Here is a 24401-nt window from a genome sequence, read left to right on the forward strand (position 1 = left end):
GACTCACTGTATTAACAGGAAACCGCTTCCACTTCTAATAACGCCAGATCTTTCTTACGCAATACCAGACTTACGCGACGCGTTTCGATATGGATAGGATCGCCGAGTGGGGCGACGCGCACCACGTTGAAAGAGGAGCCGGGTAGCATGCCAAGTGACAACAGTTTCTGACGATAAGCCGGGCTGATTTCACGGGCAAAACCGGTAATTTTCCACGCACTGTCAGGAGTGAATTGCATAGGGGCCTACTTATATCTCGCTAACTGGATGATTACCTCATGGGGCGGCAAGGCGGCATGAGGCCAGATGATTAGCCAACGTAAGGAAAGAGTAAATAATCAACAGATCAATGATAATGAGAATGGTTTCTATCATCAATAGAATAAATGTGACGGAATGTACAATTGGATAATAATTTGCGCCAATTTTGATATTCCTCAATATTTATTCTGGTTGGGAACGAATGATTCACGGAAATAATTAGTGAGGATCTTAATGTTTAATTAAGGTTTCATCTGTTAATGAAGTGATAAATATATGGCGGTAAAAAGCGGGAAATAGACTAAATATGTCGGATGGCGACGCATACGCGTGTTATCCGGCTTACAAATTAATTGCGACAAGTCAGCCGGATAAGGAGGTTACACCCCCCATCCGGCACAAAAGTCACACTAGCGTTTTTTACCCATTGCCGCCGCCAGCGCATCCATCATGGCGCTGTTACCCGCAGGCTGTGCGTCACGACCACGAGGTTTCGCGGCTTTTGGCGCCGGGCGATTGCTTTGAGTGCGATCGTTATTCCCGCCGCCGCGACGCGCATTGGTTTCACCCGGCTGCTCGTCCAGACGCATGGTCAGTGCGATACGCTTACGTTGCAGGTCAACTTCCAGCACTTTCACTTTCACAATGTCGCCCGCTTTCACCACGGTGTGTGGATCTTCGACGAACTTATTCGACAATGAAGAGATATGCACCAGACCATCCTGATGAACGCCAATATCAACAAACGCGCCGAAGTTCGTGACGTTAGTGACTGCCCCTTCCAGAATCATTCCCGGCAGCAGATCGTTCATGGTTTCTACGCCATCAGCAAACTGCGCGGTTTTAAATTCAGGACGCGGGTCGCGGCCCGGTTTTTCCAGCTCTTTGATGATGTCGGTGACGGTCGGCACCCCGAAGCGTTCGTCGGTAAAATCGGCTGCTTTCAGATTGCGTAGTTCGTTGCTGTTGCCCATCAGGTCACGCAGCGATTGCTCGGTTGCGGCCAGAATGCGTTCCACAATCGGATAAGCTTCCGGGTGAACGGTAGAAGCATCCAGTGGGTTATCACCATGGTTGATACGCAGGAAGCCCGCGCACTGTTCAAAGGCTTTTGGCCCCAGGCGGCTAACTTTTAGCAGTTGCTGACGGTTCTGAAACTGACCGTTCTCATCGCGCCAGGCGACGATGTTTTGCGCCATCATGCGCGTCAGGCCAGCAACGCGGGTCAGCAGCGGCACGGAAGCGGTATTCAGATCGACGCCGACGGCGTTCACGCAGTCTTCCACCACCGCATCCAACTTGCGCGCCAGCTGCGTCTGGCTTACATCGTGCTGATACTGGCCCACGCCGATAGATTTCGGATCGATTTTCACCAGCTCCGCCAACGGATCCTGCAAACGACGGGCGATAGACACCGCGCCACGCAGCGAAACATCGAGATCCGGGAACTCCAGCGCCGCCAGCTCGGAAGCAGAGTAAACCGATGCCCCGGCTTCGCTGACGATCACCTTCTGCGCGGTCACTTTCGGGAATTGTTTCTGCACGTCGAGGAAGAAACGCTCGGTTTCGCGCGACGCCGTACCGTTACCAATCGCGACCAGCTCAACGTTGTATTTTTCACATAACGCCGCCACGGCAACGGCGGCTTTGGCTGCCTGGCCGGTATGCGGATAAATAGTGTCGGTCGCGACCAGCTTGCCGGTACCGTCAACCACCGCCACTTTTACGCCGGTACGCAGTCCCGGATCGAGACCCATTGTGGCGCGCAGCCCGGCCGGGGCGGCCATCAGCAGGTCATGCAGGTTACGGGCAAAGACGTTGATCGCTTCATCTTCCGCACGTTCACGCACGGTACCCATCAGCTCAGTTTCAAGGTGCATCAGCACTTTGATGCGCCACGTCCAGCTAACAACGCCTTTACGCCAGCTGTCAGCGGGGGCGTTGTTCAGGCGCAGTCCCAGGTGATCCTGGATAATCTGCTCGCCGTGGCTCTCTTTTGGCGGCTCATCGAATTGCGGATCGGCATTTAGTGAAAGCTGCAACACGCCTTCGTTACGACCACGGAACATGGCCAGCGCACGGTGGGATGGAACGGTAGAAATAGGTTCGTGGTGATCGAAGTAGTCGCGGAACTTAGCGCCTTCCTCTTCTTTACCATTAACCACGGCGGCAACCAGATGGGCGTTTTTCCACAAATAATCACGCACTTTTGCCAGCAGCGCAGCGTCTTCGGCGAAGCGCTCCATCAGAATGTAGCGTGCGCCATCGAGGGCTGCTTTGGTATCGGCCACGCCGTTTTCAGCGTTGAGATATTTTGCAGCTTCTGTTTCCGGGTCATGGGACGGTTCGTTCCACAGCAGATCTGCCAGCGGCTCCAGTCCGGCCTCAATGGCTATCTGCCCACGGGTGCGGCGCTTAGGTTTGTACGGCAGATAGAGATCTTCGAGTTCGGTCTTACTTAACGTGCCGTTGATCGCGTTCGCCAGATCGTCGGTCAGTTTGCCTTGCTCGCCGATAGATTTCAGGATTGCCTGACGGCGGTCTTCCAGTTCACGCAGATATCCCAGACGGGTCTCCAGATTACGCAGTTGCGTATCGTCCAGACCGCCGGTGATTTCCTTACGATAACGTGCGATAAACGGCACGGTGTTCCCTTCGTCAAGCAGGCGAACGGCAGCTTCTACCTGTTCAGCACGAGCCTGAATTTCACCTGCGATAATGCGGCAGAAAGAATCATTCATCATGGATAGCTTCGTCTATAGGATAAAAAATCAGGGGATAGTTATACGGATTGACTGGCAAAAATGCCAGTCATCTACCGGGGCTTCGGATTGTTCCGGTCTCACTTAACGTATTTAATTTCGTTCACGTACCAGCTGGCTTCACCACCAGGGGTGTTGACTATCGCGAGATCGCCGACCTCTTTTTTCAGCAGCGCCCGCGCCATCGGTGAGTCGATAGAAATGTAATCTTTACGACCGAAGATCTCATCGTAGCCGACAATACGGAATTTACGGATGTCGCCATCGTCATTTTCAACCTCGACCCACGCGCCAAAGAAGACTTTGCCCTCTTGCTGCGGGGAGTAATCGACGATTTTCAAATTCTCCATGCACTTGGTCAAATAACGGACACGGCGGTCGATCTCACGCAGACGCTTTTTATTATACTGGTAGTCGGCATTTTCGCTGCGGTCACCTAGACTTGCGGCCCAGGTAACCTTTTTGGTGACTTCCGGGCGCTCTTCACGCCAGAGGTAATTCAGCTCTTGTTTGAGTTTTTCATACCCTTCGCGGGTTATCAGGGGCGTTTTCATCTTATTGTTTTACCTTCGACTCTGTGATGATGCGCACAATTAGTATTACGCGAGCATATCAACAGAATAAATAATGTATTGCGAGAAACATTGTATACTTAAGCTGCTGTTTAATATGCTTTGTAACAATTTAGCCTGGAATTCATACCAGAATTCGCTGGTGACTCACGTTAGCTTTCTTAAGAATATACACTTAATTGTTGCGAACCTTTGGGAGTAATAACAATGCAAGAGAACTATAAGATTCTGGTGGTCGATGACGACATGCGCTTGCGTGCGCTTCTGGAGCGTTATCTGACCGAGCAGGGCTTCCAGGTTCGAAGCGTCGCTAACGCTGAGCAGATGGATCGTCTGCTGACCCGTGAGTCCTTTCACCTGATGGTGCTGGATTTAATGCTGCCGGGAGAAGATGGCCTGTCTATTTGCCGTCGCCTGCGCAGTCAAAGCAACCCGATGCCGATCATTATGGTCACGGCGAAGGGTGAAGAAGTCGATCGTATCGTTGGGCTGGAAATCGGCGCTGACGATTACATTCCGAAACCGTTTAACCCGCGAGAACTGCTGGCGCGTATTCGCGCTGTACTGCGTCGTCAGGCGAACGAACTGCCGGGCGCGCCTTCTCAGGAAGAAGCGGTCATTGCTTTTGGTAAGTTTAAACTGAACCTCGGTACGCGTGAAATGTTCCGTGAAGATGAGCCAATGCCGCTCACCAGCGGGGAATTTGCGGTACTGAAAGCGCTGGTAAGCCACCCGCGCGAGCCGCTGTCCCGCGATAAGCTGATGAACCTGGCCCGTGGTCGTGAATATTCGGCGATGGAGCGGTCTATCGACGTCCAGATTTCTCGCCTGCGCCGTATGGTGGAAGAGGACCCGGCGCATCCGCGCTACATTCAGACCGTGTGGGGTCTCGGCTACGTCTTTGTTCCGGACGGTTCTAAAGCATGAGGCGAATGCGCTTCTCGCCACGAAGTTCGTTTGCCCGCACGTTATTGCTCATCGTCACCTTGCTGTTTGCCAGCCTGGTGACGACTTACCTGGTAGTGCTGAACTTCGCGATACTGCCGAGCCTCCAGCAGTTTAATAAGGTCCTGGCCTACGAAGTTCGTATGCTGATGACCGATAAACTGCAGTTGGAGGACGGTACGCAACTGGTGGTGCCGCCCGCATTCCGCCGGGAAATTTATCGTGAGCTGGGTATTTCCCTCTATTCCAACGAGGCCGCTGAAGAAGCTGGACTGCGTTGGGCGCAACACTATGAATTCTTAAGCCATCAGATGGCGCAGCAGCTGGGCGGTCCGACGGAAGTCCGCGTTGAGGTGAACAAAAGCTCGCCGGTCGTATGGCTGAAAACCTGGCTGTCGCCCAATATCTGGGTACGCGTGCCGCTGACGGAGATCCATCAGGGCGATTTCTCACCGCTGTTCCGCTACACGCTGGCGATTATGCTGTTGGCTATCGGTGGCGCGTGGCTGTTTATCCGTATCCAGAACCGACCGCTGGTGGATCTTGAACATGCGGCGCTGCAGGTGGGGAAAGGTATCATTCCGCCGCCGCTGCGTGAGTATGGCGCTTCAGAGGTGCGCTCCGTTACCCGAGCCTTTAACCATATGGCTGCGGGTGTGAAGCAACTGGCAGATGACCGTACGCTGTTAATGGCGGGCGTGAGCCACGATTTACGTACTCCGCTGACGCGTATTCGTCTGGCGACCGAAATGATGGGCGAAGAGGATGGTTATCTCGCGGAGTCCATCAATAAGGATATCGAAGAGTGCAATGCCATTATCGAGCAGTTTATCGATTATCTGCGTACCGGTCAGGAGATGCCGATGGAGATGGCGGATCTGAACTCGGTGTTAGGCGAAGTGGTCGCAGCGGAAAGCGGCTATGAACGTGAAATCGAAACTGCGCTGCTGCCGGGCAGCATTCAGGTGAAAATGCACCCGCTGTCGATCAAGCGTGCGGTTGCCAATATGGTGGTTAACGCCGCCCGTTACGGCAACGGCTGGATTAAGGTCAGCAGCGGTACGGAGACGCATCGCGCCTGGTTCCAGGTAGAAGATGATGGTCCGGGCATCAAGCCGGAGCAGCGTAAACACCTGTTCCAGCCGTTTGTCCGCGGCGACAGCGCGCGTAGTACCAGCGGCACGGGCCTGGGTCTGGCGATTGTGCAGCGTATTATCGATAACCATAACGGTATGCTGGAAATTGGCACCAGTGAACGAGGAGGGTTGTCGATCCGCGCCTGGCTTCCGGTTCCCTTCACTCGCGCGCAGGGCATCACGAAAGACGCATAAGAAAGGGAGGCGAAATGCCTCCCTTTTTGTTGCTGTAGGCCGGATAAGGCGAAACCGCCATCCGGCACTCTTCGTTACAGCTTCGGTCCGGCGCTAACCAGCGCTTCACCCGCAGGGGTATCGGTGTATTTCTCGAAGTTCTCGATAAACAGTTTCGCCAGTGCGTTGGCTTTTTCCTGCCACTGCTCCGGAGAAGCATAGGTATTACGCGGATCGAGAATGCGAGTATCTACGCCCGGCAGCTCGGTTGGGATAGCCAGGTCAAACATCGGCAGACGGAACGTTTCTGCGTCATCCAGCGAACCGTTCAGGATAGCGTCGATAATCGCGCGGGTATCTTTGATAGAGATACGCTTGCCGGTACCGTTCCAGCCGGTGTTAACCAGATATGCCTGCGCACCTGCCGCCTGCATACGTTTCACCAGTACTTCTGCGTACTGCGTTGGGTGCAGTGACAGGAATGCTGCGCCAAAGCAGGCTGAGAAGGTTGGGGTTGGTTCGGTGACGCCACGTTCGGTACCGGCCAGTTTGGCGGTGAAGCCAGACAGGAAGTGGTACTGGGTTTGGTCTGCCGTCAGACGAGAGACCGGCGGCAGCACGCCAAACGCGTCGGCGGTCAGGAAGATCACTTTGGTGGCGTGACCCGCTTTTGACACCGGCTTAACGATGTTATCGATGTGATAAATCGGGTAGGACACGCGGGTGTTTTCGGTTTTGGAACCGTCGTCGAAGTCGATGGAACCATCTGCGCGCACGGTGACGTTTTCCAGCAGCGCGTCACGACGGATTGCGTTGTAGATTTCCGGCTCGGCATCTTTAGACAGTTTGATGGTCTTCGCGTAGCAACCGCCTTCAAAGTTAAACACGCCGTCGTCATCCCAGCCGTGTTCGTCATCGCCAATCAGGCGGCGTTTCGGATCGGTGGACAGCGTTGTTTTACCCGTACCGGACAGGCCAAAGAAGACTGCCACATCACCTTTTTCCCCGACGTTTGCCGAGCAGTGCATGGAGGCAATGCCTTTCAGCGGCAGCAGGTAGTTCATTACGGAGAACATACCTTTCTTCATTTCGCCGCCGTACCAGGTGCCACCAATCAACTGGATACGCTCAGTCAGGTTGAAAGCCACGAAGTTTTCGGAGTTCAGACCCTGCTCTTTCCACTGCGGGTTAGTGCATTTAGCGCCGTTCATCACGATGAAATCAGGTTTGAAATCAACCAGCTCTTCGTCGCTTGGGCGGATGAACATGTTTTTAACAAAATGCGCCTGCCAGGCTACTTCGGTAATGAAGCGTACGGAAAGGCGGGTATCGGCGTTAGCGCCGCAGAATGCATCAATGATAAACAGACGCTTACCGGAAAGCTGCTGGGTGACTAATCCTTTCAGATGCTGCCAGGTTTCCGGGGAGAGCGGTTTGTTGTCGTTCTTACCTTTACCTTTGTCGGACCACCAGAGCGTGTCGCGCGTGGTGTCGTCACGGACAATATACTTATCCTTTGGCGAACGTCCGGTAAAGATACCGGTATCAACGGCAACGGCGCCCAGGTTTGTTAACACGCCACGCTCATAACCTTCCAGGTTTGGATCAAGTTCCTCCTGGAAAAGCGTGTCGTAGTCTGGATTGTAAACGATATCCTGAACGTCATTGATACCATAAGCCTTGAGATCTTGCGGGGTTAAACTGTTGTTCACACGCATTTCACTGCTCCTTAGCCAATATGTATTACCTGGAATAGTAAGGTTTTTTAGGGATTGCTAACCGCGACAAGGCTCATAGATTTACGCATCCGGGAAAATCACGGATAACCGAATGCGCTGCGACTCCTGTCACAAAGAGGCGGATATTATGGCAGGAAACCCTTTTTTGTTGTGGAAAATGTTCTTAAAACGTTAATAGAGAGTGTTTTTGGCGGGAAACTTGTGAGTGTAATCGCATTCACGTAAGAAAATAACGTAACTCATACATAAACAATATCGATTCACTTCCCGCCGCAGTGGTCCGGGATCGGCCTATCAATGCTCAAAATTGTGAAGTTGATGCGATAATTACCTTTTCTCTTCATTCTGGGTGACGACATGGATAGTGTTGAGCTTTCACGTACTACTCGCTGGGGCATGATATCTATCGGCCTGTTACAGGGGATATTGTGCTACCTGCTGATGACATATCTGGTGCCGCATAATGACGGCTGGCTGTTCTATGGCATGCCCGCGACAATTGCTCTCTCCTCGGCGCTTTTACTCACCGTTGTCTCTTTCAAACAACGTGCGCTGTGGTACTGGATGGCGCTGATCTTTGTTGTCGTGCTGGCGATGAGCGTCTGGCTAAAGTGGCAAGTCGAGGGCAGCGATAAGTGGCGGCAAAATGATATTTTTATGTTGTACGGCTGGCGCTTACTACTGATGGCGATGCTGGCATTGCCATGGATTCAGTACTCGCTCCACGCATCCCGCCAGCAGGCCCGTTATGCGCAGTTTTATACGAGTTTGTGGCTTAATGCGCTGACGTTACTGATTGTCTTTGTCGCCAACGGTCTGTTCTGGATGGTGCTCCTGCTATGGAGCGAGATGTTTAAGCTCGTTGGTATTACCTTCTTCGACACGCTTTTCTTTGATACCGACTGGTTTGGCTACGTGGCCTTTGGCCTGGTTACCGCACTGGCGGTGGTACTGACCCGCACGCAGTCGCGTCTGGTTGCGGCGGTCCAAAAGTTACTGACTTTGATCGCCACCGGTCTGTTACCCCTGGTCGCGCTGCTGGCGCTGATGTTTGTGCTGACCTTGCCCTTCACCGGCCTGGAGGCTATCTCGCAGCGGGTGTCTGCGGCCGGGTTGATGTCAACGCTGGCGCTGCTCCTGTTGCTGTTGATGGCTATCGTTCGCGAGCCGCAGAAAGAGGCGCTTCCCTATCCGGTCGCGTTACGCTACCTGATCAAATGCGCCCTGGTTGTCGCGCCCATCTATATGCTGATTGCCGGTTGGTCACTGTGGGTGCGAATTCAACAGTACGGTTGGACGCCCGAGCGCTTATATGGCGTGCTGGTGGTCTGCGTGCTGCTGCTCTGGTCGTTTGGCTATCTGGCGAGTATTTTACGCCGTGGGCGCAATCCGCTTGAGCTTCAGGGGAAGGTGATTCTTAGCGTTTCGTTGCTGGCGTTGGGGCTGTTGATTTTGCTGTCGTCGCCGGTTATTGATGCCTGGCGCATCAGCGTCAACAGCCATATGGGGCGGTATCACAGCGGGAAAATTAAGCCGGATCAGGTCAGCCTGTATATGTTGAGTAATAGCGGAAAACCGGGACGTGCGGCGTTGGAGGCATTACAAAAAGATGCGGCGTTTAACCAAGACAGTAAGCGCCGGCGCGACTTAAATTCTCTGCTGCAAGGACGTCGCGATCCCATTCAGAACCTGACTACCACTCAACTAGCGCCGAAAGTGATGATTGCTCCAGGTAGCAGGCAACCCGATGAGACCTTCTGGGCGTTTGTCAAAGGGCAGAGCTACCGCATTACATCCTGCGTTGAGCAGGATGCATGCGTCCTGGTCGATCAGGACCTCAATGCTGATGGTAAGCCTGAGCAGGTGCTGTATGCTTTTGGCGATGGTGAGAGTCTGGTCTTTGCCAGGAAAGAGGATAAATGGGAACTCATCGCATCAGGTCAGCTACCTGCAGGATTCAATAAGGATAAACTGCTGCAGGCGGTGGCGAATCATCAACTGGATTCAGCCCCCAGAGTTTGGCGTGATATCACCATTGATGGCACCCGATTGCCGATGAATTATTACAACGAGTGAGCGTGTTGCGGATAGCGTTTTGATGGATGGCGGTGCGAACGCCTATCCGGTCGATGATAGTGGGCCGGATAGGCAGTGGTGATTAATGTACCTGCGGGTCCGCCGGGGAAGCGTTGCTGCGGATCTCAGCAATGTCCATGGCGTTAAACAGATAGTGGCTCCCGCAGTAATCGCAGTGCATATCGATCTCGCCTTCTTCCGCCAGAATGCTGTCCACTTCTTCGTCCGGCAGCGTTTTCAGTGCGCCAGCGCAGCGTTCGCGTGAACAGGTGCATTTGAACTCAACGTCCTGCGGATCGTAGAGAGTAACCTCTTCTTCGTGGTACAAGCGCCACAGCACTTCGTTGGCCGGGAGCGTTAACAGCTCTTCAGTTTTGATGGTTTCGGTCAGGGCTGTCAGGTGATCGAAATCATCTGCCTGCGCGTTTTGCGCCGGCATTACCTGCAGAAGCATCCCGCCAGCAGCGGGTTTGCCATCGACGTCGCCAGTACGGATAAACAGACGTGTCGGCAGCTGTTCAGAACGCATGAAGTAATCTTCCAGACAGGCGGCCAGCGTGTCGCCTTCCAGACCAACCACGCCCTGATAGCGCTCGCCTTCTTCTGGGGTAATGGTGATCACCAGGTAGCCGTTGCCTACCAGCGTTTTGAGATCAGCGCCTTCAGGGATATCGCCCTGCATACGGGCCACGCCGCGCATCTGCTGATTGTTGTTGCCGTTAATGACGGCCAGGCTCAGCGGACCATCGCCCTGCAGCTGTACGGTGATATCACCGGCAAACTTCAGCGTGGCGGTGAGCAGGCTGGTGGCGACCAGCAGTTCAGCCAGTACGTTCTTGACCGGCTGCGGGTAAGTATGATTTTCGAGGATCTGTTGCAGGGTTTCCGAAACGGTCACCAGCTCGCCGCGCACGGCAAAGTTTTCAAACAGATAACGATGTAATTGGTCATGTTGCGGCATAATCATCTCTCTTGCAGGTGACAGTCACTCGCTGTCGCCATGTTTAAATCGTAACAGGTCGCGGCGCTCTTTCTTGTCCGGTCGCCTGTCCGGGTGCGGCATGGTTAACGCGTTAAGTTTACGCGCCAGCGCCACTTTTTCGCGTTTTTCTACGCTTTCCGCGGTTTCTTCATACAGCGTAACGGCTTCCGTGGCCGGGCGACGCTGCTCGGTAATAGCCTTGATAATGACCGTTCGCTCGTCATTTCCCTGGCGCAGGGTGAGAGTGGCGTTCAGCTCGACAATCTTGCTCGGTTTGCTGCGCTGGCCGTTGTAATGCACCTTACCGCCTTCAACCATTTCGCGGGCTAGCGCACGCGTTTTGTAAAAGCGCGCAGCCCACAGCCATTTATCCAGCCTGACTTCAGCAGAGGGCTTTTCTTTCATGGCGTCTCCTTCACATCAGTGAGGGGATCAGTCGGCGGTAGTCATTCAGTGACGGATGGCGTGCGTACTGTTTTTCCGCGATGCCTGAGTCGGGATTGGTCACGCCGAGGCAGTAACGAATACCGTACAGAGCAGCGGCGTCGAGAATGGGTTCGCTGTCATCAATAAACAGCGTCTTCTCTGCACTCATTCCCGTTTCTTCAGCCACAGCGTGCCATAACCGCTGATCCTCTTTGGGATAACCAAATGTGTGGGTGGAAAGTAATAAATCAAGGTGTGAGGCCAGACCGGTATGCTCCAGCTTCACCGCCAGGTTATGGGGATGCGCGTTGGTGAGCAAAATACGGCGCTTGCCGCTGGCTTTTAAGGCATCAAGAAACGGTACAGTATCTTCACGCAAAACGGCGCGCGGTCCCTGTTCCGTTGTCATGGCGCAAATATCAAGATCCAGGCATTCGCTCCAGTAATCCAGGCAGTACCAGTTTAGCGTATGCTGCACGGCATGATACTGCTGACGAATATAGTCCTGGGCTTCCTGGGGAGAGATACCCTGTTTCGCGCCATAGGTTTCCGGCACCAGTTTTTGCCAGAAATAGTTATCGAATGCCAGGTCGAGCAGCGTGCCGTCCATATCTAACAACACGGTATCGACATCCTGCCAGGCAATATTGATCTGCATGGAAACTCCCCAGAAGAAAACATGATGCGCGACAGGGTAGCATATCCTGTCGCGCGAGCGTGTTATCGAATCAGGCTTTCCGGGTTGTCGATCAGCGTTGGATTCAGGCAACTTTCGTAGTAGCTCTGAATTTCCGTGATGCGGGAGCGGTGACGCTGGTAGCGTCTGAAGGCCTGTATGCTGTTGTAGACAGCGCATCCGAGCATAGAGAACATCAGCAGCGTTGTGCCAAGGTAACGCCATAATCCTGAACGATCCGGGATACGGTGCAGGCCAATGTGCTGGGTGCCATTGGCGTCGGTTGAAATATTGGTGACGATCCCCTCCGCGCGAAACGGCGTCTGCATCAGCATCTGCGCCAGGCGCTGGAAGGCGTTCCACTGTTCCTGTGGGGGATAGTCATATAGCGAGGTTGTCGGCCACGGCTGATCGACCAGATCGCTGCCTTCGTCGCTGATAATCAGGAAACCGCCAGGGGCTGGGCTATTCAGCGTCTGGGCCGCTCGCGCAGTCTCGCGTGAAATAAACGGCGCCGTAGAGGTATTCACCAGATTATCCAACGACTCCGCGCTTACCGGACGCAGCAGCACGTTCACGCCATCCAGTTTGCCTGCGTTTGCCCGTTTCACCAGCGCCGTCCAGTCTTTACTGTTACCAAGGTTAACCAGTGCATTTTTTAAACGTACACATTCATCTTTGGCCGCGCACAGATCAGCCGTTTTCAGGACGATCTCGCCAAAATCGTCCAGTAACACCATTCCGGACTTTTGGATTGCCGAGCGTAACGATGCGCTGACGCGAGAGTCATCATCCGCTTTGGGGTGCAGTTGGCGGTTCACCGCCTGCGTGAGCGCGGTGGCTTTATTCACCAGGTCGGACTCAGGCAGCGGTAATGCGCGTGCGTCATTCCAGATAATTTGCGTGCAATCGAAAGGCATAAACGGCGCGGAAGGCTGCGCATTCCAGCTCCCCTGGGTATGAATGTTACACATACCCGTACCGCTCAGATGCAGCGTGTCACCCACGCGAACGCCCGCGTTTTCAAGCTGTTTAACGCTGGTGGCTTCGATAGTTTGTGCGCCCTTCATCCAGGAAAGCGTAAGCTTAATCGGCATATCCAGCGGGATCCAAAACAGCAGCATCAGCAGCACCAGCAACGAGCCGCCCGCGATGACGGCGTTGCGCAGCCAGTGCTGTAACGGGAAGTTTTTGACTTCATCATGCAGCGATAAAAAACGCCCCTGGCGTACAACGTGGCGATCGAGATAAATATCAATATCCGTTTGCTGGCCAAGATCTTGTGCGATGTAAGGCTGCCAGTGCGGTGGATAAATCAGATCAATAATACCTAGCGAGATATTATTAATTTGCTCCTGGTCGTTTTCGCCAAACAGCCCCCAGCGACGCGGCGTACCGCGCAGACAATGAATTTCCCGCAGGGCGGTTTTAGACGGTGGGGCAAACAGCCCCCACAGACCCGCAGCCAGTAGCAGCACCGCGCCACCAAATGTCCACGGAACAAACGTATCCGGGATTATCAAACAGAAAAAGAACAGCAGGAACGATGCGGCAATCAGTAACGCCTCGCGCAATCCCGATGGGCGGCTAAGCGCATATTCTTCATGGGTTTCCTGGCGAATATTCAGCAGTTCAATCTGCTCGCTTTCTTCACCGCGAATGGACGCCTGGGTAGAAGCGGTGTGCTGTAACGCATAGCCACGCGCTTCCTGCATATATTCCTGCAGCGTATGGCCGTTCAGGGAGATAACCAGCGGTATCGTATTGGTGTGGATTAGCTCAACGCTGTTTTCGTCATTGATGTATTGTTCCCAGAAAGGGGGAAGATGTACCTCAACGGAATCAAGATAGTAACGCCATTTGTTAGGATCGTCGGTAGTAATGCCGTAACGTGTAATCGCGTGCGTAAGTACGATGACGCTATTACTTTGGGCATTCAGCGTTAATGACACCGGCGCGGAGCTGGCGCCCGTTGGACCAGGTACCTGCTGAATTTGACTAAGGCTTTCGAGATAGTTTTCGACTGCACTGCGCTCTTCAGGCGTGAGTTTACGCTTCGAGGCGTCTGAGAAGACGTTGCTCAAGGGTAAATTTTTCCGTCTGGATTTCGTTCTGAGTAGCCATCCTGCAAGCAATGAGCAGGCCAGCAAAGCAGCTAAAAAAATCAGAATGGTGCTCATGCTTTCCCCATCTTACTTAGTCTGTCAGGCGTGGTCAGTCGCACCCTGTTCAATATTCGTGATTCTGTGGTTGGCTATCGGCAAGTGTGGAGTCGAACTTGAGCATCTTTAAGTACAGCCCAGTAAATGCGAATCATAGCAAAATCACTAAAAATGGAATATCAGCAAATTCCTGGAGTTATTTCAACCTATTGACTTTTAATTTGAAATAGGGATTAACTTTTAGTACGTTACATAAATGTAAATAAACGGCAATTCACATTGCCGAAACCGTGCGGTATATCGCACAATAACCCCAGATTTCACAGCAAAGATCCTCACAATGAGCAAATCATTACAGAAACCCACGATTTTGAAAGTGGAAACCGTCGCCCAATCCCGGCTGTTTAAAGTCGAAAGCGTGGACCTTGAGTTCAGCAATGGCGTACGCCGCGTTTATGAACGTATGCGCCCGTCCACGCGTGAAGCGGTAATGATTGTGCCGATTGTGGACGACCACCTGATCCTCATTCGCGAATACGCGGTCGGGACCGAATCTTACGAACTGGGTTTTTCCAAGGGGTTAATCGATCCTGGCGAAAGCGTGTATGAAGCGGCGAATCGGGAGCTGAAAGAAGAGGTGGGGTTTGGCGCAAAAGATCTGACGTTTTTAAAGAAACTCAGCATGGCGCCGTCCTATTTCTCCAGCACGATGAACATCGTGGTGGCGGAGGACTTATATCCTGAATCGCTGGAAGGTGATGAGCCTGAACCATTACCGCAGGTGCGCTGGCCGCTGGCGCATTTGATGGATCTGCTGGAAGATCCTGATTTTCACGAAGCGCGTAATGTGAGTGCGCTGTTCCTCGTGCGCGAATGGCTGAAAGGACAAGGGCGGCTTTAATTTCTCTTCGCAAATAATAAAAAAGGCGCCGAAGCGCCTTTTTTTGATCGGTCAGGAATCAGAACAGTTCGTGCGTCTCACCATTATCGATAATGGTCGTCCCCACCTCATGCACCGCCTGTTGCGTCGGCTGAGTGCCTTCAATGAAGTATTCTGCGCGGCTGTTGCCACCGCTTGCTAGTTGACCGGTGCTGCGATCGATATTGACCGTCACGATACCCGGCGGCGGCGTCAGCGGCTGCTCAGGCACGCCTTCCAGCACGGACTTCATATAGGCATCCCAGGCAGGCTGTGCGCTCTTTGCGCCGCCTTCGTAGCCGGAGATCTGGTCTTTGATCGCCCCAGAAGCCGTCGTGTGTCCGAGATTGCGGCGATGGTCATCAAACCCGATCCATACCGACGTCACCACGCCTGGCCCGTAGCCGGAGAACCATGCATCTTTAGAGCTGTTGGTGGTCCCGGTTTTCCCGCCGATATCATGGCGCTGTAAATCGCGACCTGCACGCCAACCGGTTCCCATCCAGCCCGGCTCACCAAAGATATTGGTGTTCAGGGCGCTTTTAATCAGGAAGGCCAGCGGCGTGTTGATCACGTGTGGAGCGTACTCCTGCGTTCCGCTTTGCGCGACCAGCGCCTGGTTTGCCTGCTCAAGCTGAGGCATAGGCACGGCGGCATTCTGCTGTTCCTGCGAGACGGCGACATCTTCGACGTTACTGTTTTCCAGCACGTTAGATTTCTGGGTATCACCATAAATCACCGGAATATCGCATTCCGGACAGGCAATTTTCGGCTTCGCCTCGAAGATAACGCCGCCCATATCGCTTTCGATTTTACTGATGAAATACGGATCGACCAGGAAGCCGCCGTTAGACATCACTGCATAACCGCGCGCCACCTGCAACGGCGTGAACGAGGCAGAACCCAGTGCCAGCGACTCGGTGTGCACAATGTTCTGTGCCGGGAAGCCGAAACGTTGCAGATACTCTGCCGCGTAATCCACGCCCATCGCGCGCATGGCGCGTACCATCACCACGTTTTTCGACTGACCCAGCCCCTGACGTAAGCGGATAGGACCGGCGTATTGCGGTGGTGAGTTCTTCGGCTGCCAGTCGGAACCCGCGCCGGCATCCCAACGGGAGATCGGCACGTCGTTAAGCATGCTCGCCAGCGTCAGACCTTTATCCATCGCGGCGGTATACAGGAATGGTTTGATGTTGGAACCCACCTGGCGTAACGCCTGGGTTGCACGGTTAAACTTGCTCTGGTTGAAGTCAAAACCACCGACCAGCGCCAGCACCGCGCCGTTTTGCGGATTGATGGAGACCAGTGCGGAGTTGACGTCCGGTACTTGCGCCAGCCACCAGGCATCGCCAACCTGGCGTACCCAGATTTGCTGCCCGGTTTGCACCACATCAGTCACTTTGCGCGGCGTCGGGCCTTGCTGGGTATCCGAGCGGTAAGGACGCGCCCAGCGCATGCCATCCATCCGTAATGACACTGACGTACCATCCGCCAGCGCGGCAATGGCTTCCTGCGGATTGGCGCTGGTAACAACCGCCGGTAGCAGGGGACCATAAGTCGGTAGCGCTTTCAGCGTATCGGTGATTTTCTTGCTGTCCCAACTGCTTTCGCCCACTTTCCACAGCACGTTCGACGGGCCGCGGTAACCGTGGCGCATGTCGTAATCCATCACGTTGTTACGTACTGCCTGCTGAGCAGCCTGCTGTACTTTGCGCGTAATGGTGGTGGTGATGCGATACCCGTCCTCATAGGCTTTCTCGCCATAACGGTTATACATCTCCTGGCGCACCATCTCAGAGAGATACGGCGCGGAGAAGGCGATTTCCGGCGCGTGGTAGTTGGCGTCAATGGCTTCGCCGCGCGCCTGATCGTACTGGGCCTGCGTGATGTAGTTTTCGCTCAACATACGCGACAGTACGACGTTACGTCGCGCGGTTGCCCTTTCCATCGAATAGAGGGGGTTGAAGGTTGACGGCGCTTTTGGCAGACCGGCAATCACCGCAATTTCACTTAAGCTGAGCTGATCAACCGTCTTACCGAAATAGACCTGCGCGGCAGCACCTACGCCATAAGCGCGATACCCCAGGTAAATCTTGTTCAGATACAGTTCGAGGATCTCATCTTTACTCAGCAGTTGTTCAATGCGGATCGCCAGGAACACTTCTTTGATCTTACGCATCAGCGTACGTTCCGGGCTCAGGAAGAAGTTTCTCGCCAACTGTTGGGTGATGGTGCTGGCCCCTTGTGATGCATGACCGGAGAACAGCGCGACGCTGGCAGCACGGAAGATCCCCACCGGGTCTACCCCGTGGTGCTCATAAAAACGACTGTCTTCGGTAGCGATAAAGGCTTTAACCATTACCGGCGGCATCTGATCCAGGGTGACCGGGATTCGACGTTTCTCGCCATATTGCGCGATAAGCTCGCCATCAGCGCTGTAAACCTGCATCGGGATCTGTAAACGCACATCTTTGAGCGTCGCGACGTCAGGTAATTGCGGCTCAATATAGCGATAGAGGCCATAAATCGAGCCTGCTCCCAGCAGGATGCAACATACTGCAAGGATTAATAAATACTTTACGAACTTCACTGGAGATTTCCCATTTAGTGGCATTTGGGCAGTTTATAAACAAACGCGCGGTAGTATAAAGGCAAGCCAGACGCATTGATATACCCGTTAAAGCAACGGGTGATAAGGAGATCATCAGCAATGGCTTTCAATATCTGGAAAATTGGTCTGCATATTCAGCAACATGAAGCGCTGGCTGTCGCCGTAGTTCACGACGCATCCGGTCGGTTTCTCCAGCGCTGGTGGCGTATACCGCTGACGCCTCAGGTTATCGTCGATGGCCACATTCGCGAGCCTGAACAGCTTGTCGCAGCGCTACTGCCGTGGAGCCGGGAGCTTCCTCGCCGACACCATATTCATCTCTCTTTTCCTGCCAACAGGACGTTACAAAAAAAGTACCCTCGTCCGGAAATGATGCTGGGCGAGCCGGAGCAAGCCGCATGGTTATCCGGTTCGATGGCGCGTGAGCTGGATATGGCGCCGGATGCGCTGCATTTTGATTATAGCGAAGACACGTTAAGCCCGGCGTTTAACGTCACTGCCGCGCAAAGCAAAGAGGTTTCAGCGCTTCTGACGCTTATCCAAACGTTGAAGGTTCAGGTTACGGCGATTACGCCGGATGCCAGCGCGTTACAGCGATTTATACCTTACCTGCCAGAACGTCATCAGTGTCTGGTATGGCGTGATGACACCCAGTGGCTATGGGCGACCCGTTCGGCATGGGGGCGTAAATCAACGGGCGATATTGGCTGTATCGACGAGCTTGCCGCGACATTATCGCTTTCCACGACAGCCATTGCGCTATGCGATCCCAGCGGCTTCGATCCTTTAAGCGTGGTGTCTGTACGCCAGCCGCCAATTCCAACGCAAAGCCATCGCTTCACCATTGCACTGGGACTCGCTATGGGAGGCACATGTTGATGATAGCGACCATCAATCTTCTGCCCTGGCGCCAGACGCGACGTCGCGCCTGCCTACGCTTCTGGAGTGTTTTATTTGGCGCTTCGCTACTGCTTAGTAGCGGCGTGTTGTTGCGCTATTACAGCGTTTTGAGCGTAGAAAACCAGGTCGAATTGTTGTTAGCGGATGCCGAAAAGACGCGGGCCGAGGCTTTAATGGCGCTAAAGCCGCGTGTGCAGCAGCGCCAGCAACGATGGCAACAGGTTCAAGCGCGGAACAAACAGCGTGAGCAGACCCGAAGCTGGCAGCGGGTTTTGCAAGGGCTGGCGGAATTACTGCCAGAGCAGGCGTGGTTAACAAAAATAACCTGGCAGCAGGATACGCTGGAACTGACGGGAAACACGCTGAGCTTTGCCGCGCTGAAGGCGCTGGAAGCGCAATTACGCCAGCTGCCGCTATTTAAATTGGGTAGCCCTGGCGAAACGCAGCAGGATGCGCAGGGACGCTGGCAATTCCACTATCGACTGATGCGGAGCGGTGCGCATGAAAACGCTTTGTGATAGCTGGTTAGCGCAGTCGCCGCGCTTTCGGCTCATCTGCGGCTGTGGCTGGATGCTGGGACTGCTCATCGTCGTCATGTTATGCCTCAGCTCCACCGCGCAGAAACGGGTTATGCAACAAGAGGCGCTAAACCAGCAACGAGCGGCCACTCAGGCACAATGGCGAAATTTATATCTGCTGGCGGCATCGCCAGAAGAGCCTGAAGAGACGCTGATTCCGTTCTCCCCACTGCTGTTTCAGACTCCTCTTGCACATCTTATCCACTGGCAACCCTCCGCACAGGGCGGAGAAATGACGCTGAAGCCAGAGTGGGATGCCATCCCGCCGATGTTTGACCAATTAGCGGAGCAAGGGATGAACGTCCGCCGGTTTTCTCTTTACGCAGAAGGTGCGGAGCTGCTGTTAACACTACAACTGGAGCGCCTGAATGATGGTTGAACGCTGGCTGTTGGCGTGCGTAAGCGTACTGATACTCACCGGTATGCGTAATCCCTTCCTGCCGCCGGAGGACCGTTGCCAAATTGCTGAGCTGTCGGCATGGCGCTATCAGGGAATATTGAGCCAGGGCGCGCGACCCATTGGCATTGTTCAGGATAGCCAGAAAAAATGGCAGCGGGTTGAGCGAAATGATGTCCTGAAAAACGGTTGGACGGTTACGCAGATAACGGCCCAGAGCGTAATCCTCGACACAGGGAAAAACTGCGAGCCGTCGCAGTGGCAGTGGCAACGACAAGGAGCGATAAATGAAGCGATGGATGGCATGGATAGTACTCGTACTGGTGGTCGGGATTCAGAGCGTACTGGCGGCGAAATCACAAAACGTGACGCTGGTGGTCGATGATGTGCCGGTTGTGCAGGTATTGCAGGCGCTGGCCGAACAGGAAAAGAAAAACCTGGTAGTTTCACCAGATGTCAGCGGTGTGCTGTCACTGCATTTGACGGATGTGCCCTGGAAGCAGGCATTGCAAACGGTGGTGAAAAGCGCCGGGCTGGTATTACGCCAGGAAGGCAACATTCTGCATGTGCATTCTGTTCAATGGCAGAGTGAAAATGCGGCTCGTCAGGACAATGAGCAGGCACGGCTTCAGGCCAGCCTGCCGTTGGAACATCGCAGTATCATTTTGCAATATGCTGATGCCTCCGAGCTGGCAAAAGCCGGAGAAAAGCTGCTCAGCGCCAAAGGAAGCATGACGGTGGATAAACGCACCAACCGCTTACTGCTGCGTGATAATAGCGTTGCGCTTAACGCACTGGAAACGTGGGTGGCGCAAATGGATCTGCCGGTTGCACAAGTCGAACTGGCGGCGCATATCGTGACGATTAATGAAAAAAGCTTGCGTGAGCTGGGGGTAAAGTGGTCGCTGACTGACGCACAGCAATCGGGGGCGGTGGGGAACGTCACAACGCTTGCCAGCGATCTTTCTGTATCCACAGCCACATCCCGTGTGGGATTTAACATTGGCCGTATTAACGGTCGTTTACTCGAGCTGGAGCTGTCTGCGCTGGAGCAAAAACAGCAGTTGGACATCATCGCCAGTCCACGCTTACTGGCTTCTCACCTGCAACCTGCCAGTATTAAGCAGGGTAGTGAGATCCCTTATCAGGTCTCCAGCGGTGAAAGCGGCGCGACATCCGTCGAGTTCAAGGAAGCTGTATTAGGGATGGAAGTCACGCCCACCGTATTGCAGAAAGGACGAATCAGACTAAAACTGCATATCAGCCAGAATGTTCCCGGGCAGGTGCTACAGCAGGCGGATGGCGAAGTTCTGGCTATTGATAAGCAGGAGATTGAAACTCAGGTCGAGGTAAAAAGCGGCGAGACGATTGCGCTGGGCGGGATTTTTTCACATAAGAATAAATCCGCAGCCGACAGCGTGCCGCTGTTGGGCGACATCCCCTGGCTTGGCTCTCTCTTTCGTCATGATGGTAAAGAAGACGAACGGCGTGAATTAGTGGTTTTTATTACGCCCAGACTGGTTTCAACGCAATAACTTATGCATGAAAAGCCGTTGTTTTTGCACTGAACACGTTTCAGAGATTTGACGTGCGGGTGTATTTAGCATACAAGGAGTACCGATTTGAGTGTCGGTACTTTTCTTTACTTATGCGGCAGTAAATACGCTTTGCCTTTCTGGTGGTGTGTCATAGGCTTATTTGGTGTCATTTGGCTGCGCAATACGTCGCCAGGTCTGATGTTTGCAGGGTAGCATGCCTGCCACGACCAGAAATGCGTAAGGTTTGGTGATTTATTCAGTTGCCAAACCCGCTTGAGTATTGAGATAATTTTCAGTCTGACTCTCGCAATATCTTATGAGGTTTCAGTTCATGTCCTGCTGCGCTGAGTGTCTGCGAAGCGGGTTTACCATTAACGAATAGTCTTAGTAGTACCGAAAAAATGGCAGAGAAACGCAATATCTTTCTGGTTGGGCCTATGGGTGCCGGAAAAAGCACTATTGGGCGCCAGTTAGCTCAACAACTCAATATGGAATTTTACGATTCTGATCAAGAGATTGAGAAACGAACCGGAGCTGATGTGGGCTGGGTCTTCGATGTAGAAGGTGAAGACGGCTTCCGTGATCGCGAAGAAAAAGTCATCAACGAGTTGACGGAAAAACAGGGTATTGTGCTGGCAACTGGCGGTGGCTCTGTTAAATCACGTGAAACACGTAACCGTCTTTCCGCGCGTGGCGTCGTGGTCTATCTTGAAACGACAATTGAAAAACAACTTGCGCGAACTCAACGTGACAAGAAACGCCCGCTGCTGCAGGTAGAATCGCCGCCTCGTGAAGTTCTGGAAGCGTTGGCTGACGAACGCAATCCTCTGTACGAAGAGATTGCTGACGTGACCATTCGCACCGACGATCAGAGCGCAAAAGTCGTAGCAAACCAGATTATTCATATGTTGGAAAGCAACTAACTCTGGCTGAATACACACTCGTCTGCGGGTACAAGTAACTAAGGTGGATGTCGCGTAATGGAGAGGATCACAGTCACTCTCGGGGAACGTAGTTACCCTATCACCATCGCGGCTGGTTTGTTTAATGAGCCAGCTTCATTCTTACCGCTGAAATCGGGCGATCAGGTTATGTTGGTAACCAACGAAACCCTGGCTCCCCTTTATCTCGATAAGGTTCGCGGCGTACTTGAACAGGCGGGTGTTAACGTTGATAGCGTTATCCTTCCCGATGGCGAGCAGTATAAAAGCCTGACGGTTCTGGATACGGTTTTCACTGCGTTACTGCAAAAACCGCACGGTCGTGATACCACGTTAGTCGCACTTGGCGGCGGCGTGATAGGCGATCTGACCGGTTTTGCGGCAGCCAGCTATCAGCGTGGTGTTCGTTTTATTCAAGTCCCGACAACTCTGTTGTCGCAGGTCGACTCCTCCGTTGGCGGCAAAACCGCCGTAAACCATCCCCTCGGTAAAAACATGATTGGCGCGTTTTACCAACCGGCGTCCGTGGTGGTGGATCTCGATTGTCTGAAAACGCTTCCTGCGCGTGAGCTGGCATCGGGGCTGGCGGAAGTGATCAAATACGGCATCATCCTTGACGGTGAATTTTTCAGTTGGCTGGAAGAAAATCTGGATGCGTTATTGCGTCTGGATGGTCCGGCGATGGCGTACTGTATTCGTCGTTGTTGTGAGCTGAAAGCAGAAGTTGTCGCAGCGGACGAGCGTGAAATGGGCTTACGTGCTTTACTGAATCTGGGACACACATTTGGCCATGCGATCGAAGCTGAAATGGGTTATGGCAATTGGTTACATGGTGAAGCCGTTGCAGCAGGTATGGTAATGGCTGCTCGTACGTCAGAACGTCTTGGACAGTTTACCTCCGCTGATACGCAGCGCATCATTACGCTGCTGCAGCGAGCGGGCTTGCCGGTCAATGGACCGCGTGAAATGTCCAGCGAGGCTTATCTGCCGCACATGCTGCGAGATAAAAAAGTGTTAGCGGGAGAGATTCGTTTAGTGCTTCCGCGGGCTATAGGGAAGAGTGAAGTGCGCGGCGGAGTGTCGCACGAGGTGGTTCTTAACGCTATTGCTGATTGCCAGCCGGCGTAACAACAAGAAAGGTCTGGCTTGCGTTGCGAAACGTAGGTCTTTTAGCTTCAGGTTATGTGCAAAGTCGTAAGCATTAACCTTTGAGTGGGGTGTTAAATGGATGAATTCAAACCAGAAGACGAGCTGAAACCCGATCCCAGCGATCGTCGTACTGGTCGTTCTCGTCAATCGTCTGAACGCGATAATGAGCCGCAAATCAATTTTGATAATGTTGATCTGGATGCTGACGATCGCCGTCCTGCGCGCGCACGTAAAGAGCGTGAAGAAGAACGGGACATTGAAGAAGAGTATGAATCTGAGGACGATGACGTGGATGAAGAGCGTGTAGAACGCCGTCCGCGCAAGCGTAAGAAACCCGCCAGCAAGCCTGCCTCTCGTCAGTATATGATGATGGGTGTCGGTGTCCTGGTGCTGTTGCTGCTGATCATCGGTATCGGTTCTGCGCTGAAAGCCCCCTCATCATCTCCCAGTGAGCAGGCTGGATCTGGCGAGAAGAGCATTGATCTTTCTGGCAACAACGCGACGGATCAGGCGAGCACGACTACGCCTGCAGCAGGCGCTGAGCAGACCGCTGGCAATACCCAGCAGGATGTTTCCCTACCGCCGATTTCCTCTACCCCAACTCAAGGTCAGACACCTGCGGCAACTGAAGGCCAGCAGCGTGTTGAAGTGCAGGGCGATCTGAACAACGCTCTGACGCAACCGCAAGGCCAGGAGCAGGTTAACAATGTAGTGGTTAACTCTACGCTGCCGACCGAACCTGCGACCGTTGCGCCAGTTCGTAATGGTAATGCTGTGCGCCAGACTGCGAAAACGGAAACGGCTGAACGCCCTGCTGCGACACACCAGGAACGTAAACAGGCTGTTATTGAGCCGAAGAGCAAACCGCAAACTACGGTGAAAGCGACGCAGACAGAGCCGAAACCTGTTGCTCAGGCAAAACCAACTGCAACTGCGCCGACGACCACAACCAAAGCACCTGTGGTTACCGCTACACCGAAGGCGACCGTTGAGCCGAAAGCAACCGCGACTACAACGCCTGCGCCAACTGCGACGGCAACAACGTCAACGCCTGTTGCTGGTGGAGCGAAAAGTGCAGGAAATGTCGGAGCGTTAAAATCTGCGCCGTCCAGCCATTACACGCTGCAGCTCAGCAGTTCTTCTAACTACGACAACCTTAACGGTTGGGCGAAGAAAGAAAACCTGAAGAACTACGTGGTGTATCAGACGACGCGTAACGGTCAACCGTGGTATGTTCTGGTAACAGGCGTGTATGCGTCTAAAGAAGATGCGAAACGTGCAGTGTCTACGCTCCCCGCCGATATTCAGGCGAAAAATCCGTGGGCAAAACCGCTGCACCAGGTTCAGGCCGATTTGAAGTAAGATAGGATATGTTCTGCAATGGTTTGCTGTTTCGCCCAATTGCGGGACAAAGACTAAAGCGCAGGATGCTGTCGGAGCTTTCTCCACAGCCG

Annotated in this window: 21 protein-coding genes; 12 read left to right on the forward strand and 9 right to left on the reverse strand. The window is 53.5% G+C overall.

Features of this window, described 5'->3' with window-relative positions; translation table 11 throughout:
• Positions 1-11: 11 nt before the first annotated feature.
• The 3 genes from feoA to greB all read right to left on the reverse strand — a co-directional run bounded on the left by feoA (position 12) and on the right by greB (position 3577).
• On the reverse strand, positions 12-239 hold the full coding sequence (gene feoA, locus GFC06_RS06085; RefSeq protein ID WP_003023519.1) for a ferrous iron transporter A: 228 nt from the start codon (positions 237-239) through the stop codon (positions 12-14).
• Between the two features lie 432 nt (positions 240-671).
• A complete protein-coding gene (locus GFC06_RS06090; RefSeq protein ID WP_049283094.1) occupies positions 672-3005 on the reverse strand; it encodes a Tex family protein in 2334 nt (777 codons plus the stop codon).
• A gap of 98 nt (positions 3006-3103) precedes the next feature.
• On the reverse strand, positions 3104-3577 hold the full coding sequence (gene greB / locus GFC06_RS06095) for a transcription elongation factor GreB (protein WP_153689948.1): 474 nt from the start codon (positions 3575-3577) through the stop codon (positions 3104-3106).
• Between the two features lie 225 nt (positions 3578-3802).
• Here greB and ompR point away from each other — a divergent pair, with 225 nt between their 5' ends.
• Together ompR and envZ are read left to right on the forward strand one after the other, a co-directional pair.
• Complete coding sequence (gene ompR / locus GFC06_RS06100) at positions 3803-4522, forward strand: osmolarity response regulator transcription factor OmpR (RefSeq protein WP_001157751.1); 720 nt, start codon at positions 3803-3805, stop codon at positions 4520-4522.
• Entirely contained in the window at positions 4519-5871 is a 1353-nt protein-coding gene (gene envZ / locus GFC06_RS06105; protein WP_029139732.1) for a two-component system sensor histidine kinase EnvZ, read from the forward strand. Before ompR ends, envZ begins: the two co-directional genes overlap by 4 nt.
• 74 nt (positions 5872-5945) lie before the next feature.
• Here envZ and pckA read toward each other — a convergent pair whose 3' ends face one another.
• Positions 5946-7568: a phosphoenolpyruvate carboxykinase (ATP) gene (gene pckA, locus GFC06_RS06110; protein WP_016154801.1), complete on the reverse strand. Its 1623-nt coding sequence runs from the start codon at positions 7566-7568 to the stop codon at positions 5946-5948.
• A gap of 378 nt (positions 7569-7946) precedes the next feature.
• Between pckA and GFC06_RS06115 the strand changes: the two genes are divergently transcribed.
• Positions 7947-9665, forward strand: a complete 1719-nt coding sequence (locus GFC06_RS06115) for a DUF4153 domain-containing protein (protein WP_141875801.1) — start codon at positions 7947-7949, stop codon at positions 9663-9665.
• A gap of 82 nt (positions 9666-9747) precedes the next feature.
• Here GFC06_RS06115 and hslO read toward each other — a convergent pair whose 3' ends face one another.
• The 4 genes from hslO to igaA form a co-directional block, all read right to left on the reverse strand.
• Positions 9748-10626, reverse strand: a complete 879-nt coding sequence (hslO, locus tag GFC06_RS06120; protein WP_016157640.1) for an Hsp33 family molecular chaperone HslO — start codon at positions 10624-10626, stop codon at positions 9748-9750.
• A 24-nt stretch (positions 10627-10650) separates the two neighbouring features.
• Complete coding sequence (gene hslR / locus GFC06_RS06125) at positions 10651-11052, reverse strand: ribosome-associated heat shock protein Hsp15 (RefSeq protein WP_016157639.1); 402 nt, start codon at positions 11050-11052, stop codon at positions 10651-10653.
• Positions 11053-11062: 10 nt separating this feature from the next.
• Positions 11063-11731, reverse strand: a complete 669-nt coding sequence (yrfG, locus tag GFC06_RS06130; protein WP_016157638.1) for a GMP/IMP nucleotidase — start codon at positions 11729-11731, stop codon at positions 11063-11065.
• A 62-nt stretch (positions 11732-11793) separates the two neighbouring features.
• On the reverse strand, positions 11794-13929 hold the full coding sequence (gene igaA, locus GFC06_RS06135) for an intracellular growth attenuator protein IgaA (protein WP_049283091.1): 2136 nt from the start codon (positions 13927-13929) through the stop codon (positions 11794-11796).
• 322 nt (positions 13930-14251) lie between these two features.
• On the opposite strand from igaA, the gene nudE reads away from it, so the two are divergent.
• Positions 14252-14812: an ADP compounds hydrolase NudE gene (nudE, locus tag GFC06_RS06140; RefSeq protein WP_153689949.1), complete on the forward strand. Its 561-nt coding sequence runs from the start codon at positions 14252-14254 to the stop codon at positions 14810-14812.
• 58 nt (positions 14813-14870) lie between these two features.
• Here the strand turns inward: nudE and mrcA are convergent, their stop codons facing one another.
• Positions 14871-17423, reverse strand: a complete 2553-nt coding sequence (gene mrcA, locus GFC06_RS06145; protein WP_016157635.1) for a peptidoglycan glycosyltransferase/peptidoglycan DD-transpeptidase MrcA — start codon at positions 17421-17423, stop codon at positions 14871-14873.
• Positions 17424-17543: 120 nt separating this feature from the next.
• On the opposite strand from mrcA, the gene GFC06_RS06150 reads away from it, so the two are divergent.
• From GFC06_RS06150 to damX, 8 genes are all read left to right on the forward strand, one after another.
• Positions 17544-18323, forward strand: a complete 780-nt coding sequence (locus tag GFC06_RS06150) for a type IV pilus biogenesis protein PilM (RefSeq protein ID WP_153689950.1) — start codon at positions 17544-17546, stop codon at positions 18321-18323.
• A complete protein-coding gene (locus tag GFC06_RS06155; protein ID WP_153690732.1) occupies positions 18323-18862 on the forward strand; it encodes a PilN domain-containing protein in 540 nt (179 codons plus the stop codon). The genes GFC06_RS06150 and GFC06_RS06155 overlap by 1 nt, the downstream gene beginning before the upstream one ends.
• Positions 18846-19301: a HofO family protein gene (locus tag GFC06_RS06160; protein WP_153689951.1), complete on the forward strand. Its 456-nt coding sequence runs from the start codon at positions 18846-18848 to the stop codon at positions 19299-19301. Before GFC06_RS06155 ends, GFC06_RS06160 begins: the two co-directional genes overlap by 17 nt.
• Complete coding sequence (locus GFC06_RS06165; RefSeq protein ID WP_153689952.1) at positions 19291-19704, forward strand: HofP DNA utilization family protein; 414 nt, start codon at positions 19291-19293, stop codon at positions 19702-19704. Before GFC06_RS06160 ends, GFC06_RS06165 begins: the two co-directional genes overlap by 11 nt.
• Entirely contained in the window at positions 19607-20854 is a 1248-nt protein-coding gene (gene hofQ / locus GFC06_RS06170; protein ID WP_153689953.1) for a DNA uptake porin HofQ, read from the forward strand. The genes GFC06_RS06165 and hofQ overlap by 98 nt, the downstream gene beginning before the upstream one ends.
• 404 nt (positions 20855-21258) lie before the next feature.
• A complete protein-coding gene (gene aroK, locus GFC06_RS06175) occupies positions 21259-21780 on the forward strand; it encodes a shikimate kinase AroK (protein ID WP_003023552.1) in 522 nt (173 codons plus the stop codon).
• A 57-nt stretch (positions 21781-21837) separates the two neighbouring features.
• Entirely contained in the window at positions 21838-22926 is a 1089-nt protein-coding gene (gene aroB / locus GFC06_RS06180) for a 3-dehydroquinate synthase (protein WP_047358161.1), read from the forward strand.
• Between the two features lie 96 nt (positions 22927-23022).
• Positions 23023-24309 (forward strand): cell division protein DamX, encoded by a 1287-nt coding sequence (damX, locus tag GFC06_RS06185; protein ID WP_153689954.1) that lies wholly within the window; start codon positions 23023-23025, stop codon positions 24307-24309.
• Positions 24310-24401: the final 92 nt, after the last annotated feature.

The organism is Citrobacter braakii (assembly GCF_009648935.1).
GTDB classification, from domain to species: Bacteria; Pseudomonadota; Gammaproteobacteria; order Enterobacterales; family Enterobacteriaceae; genus Citrobacter; species Citrobacter braakii.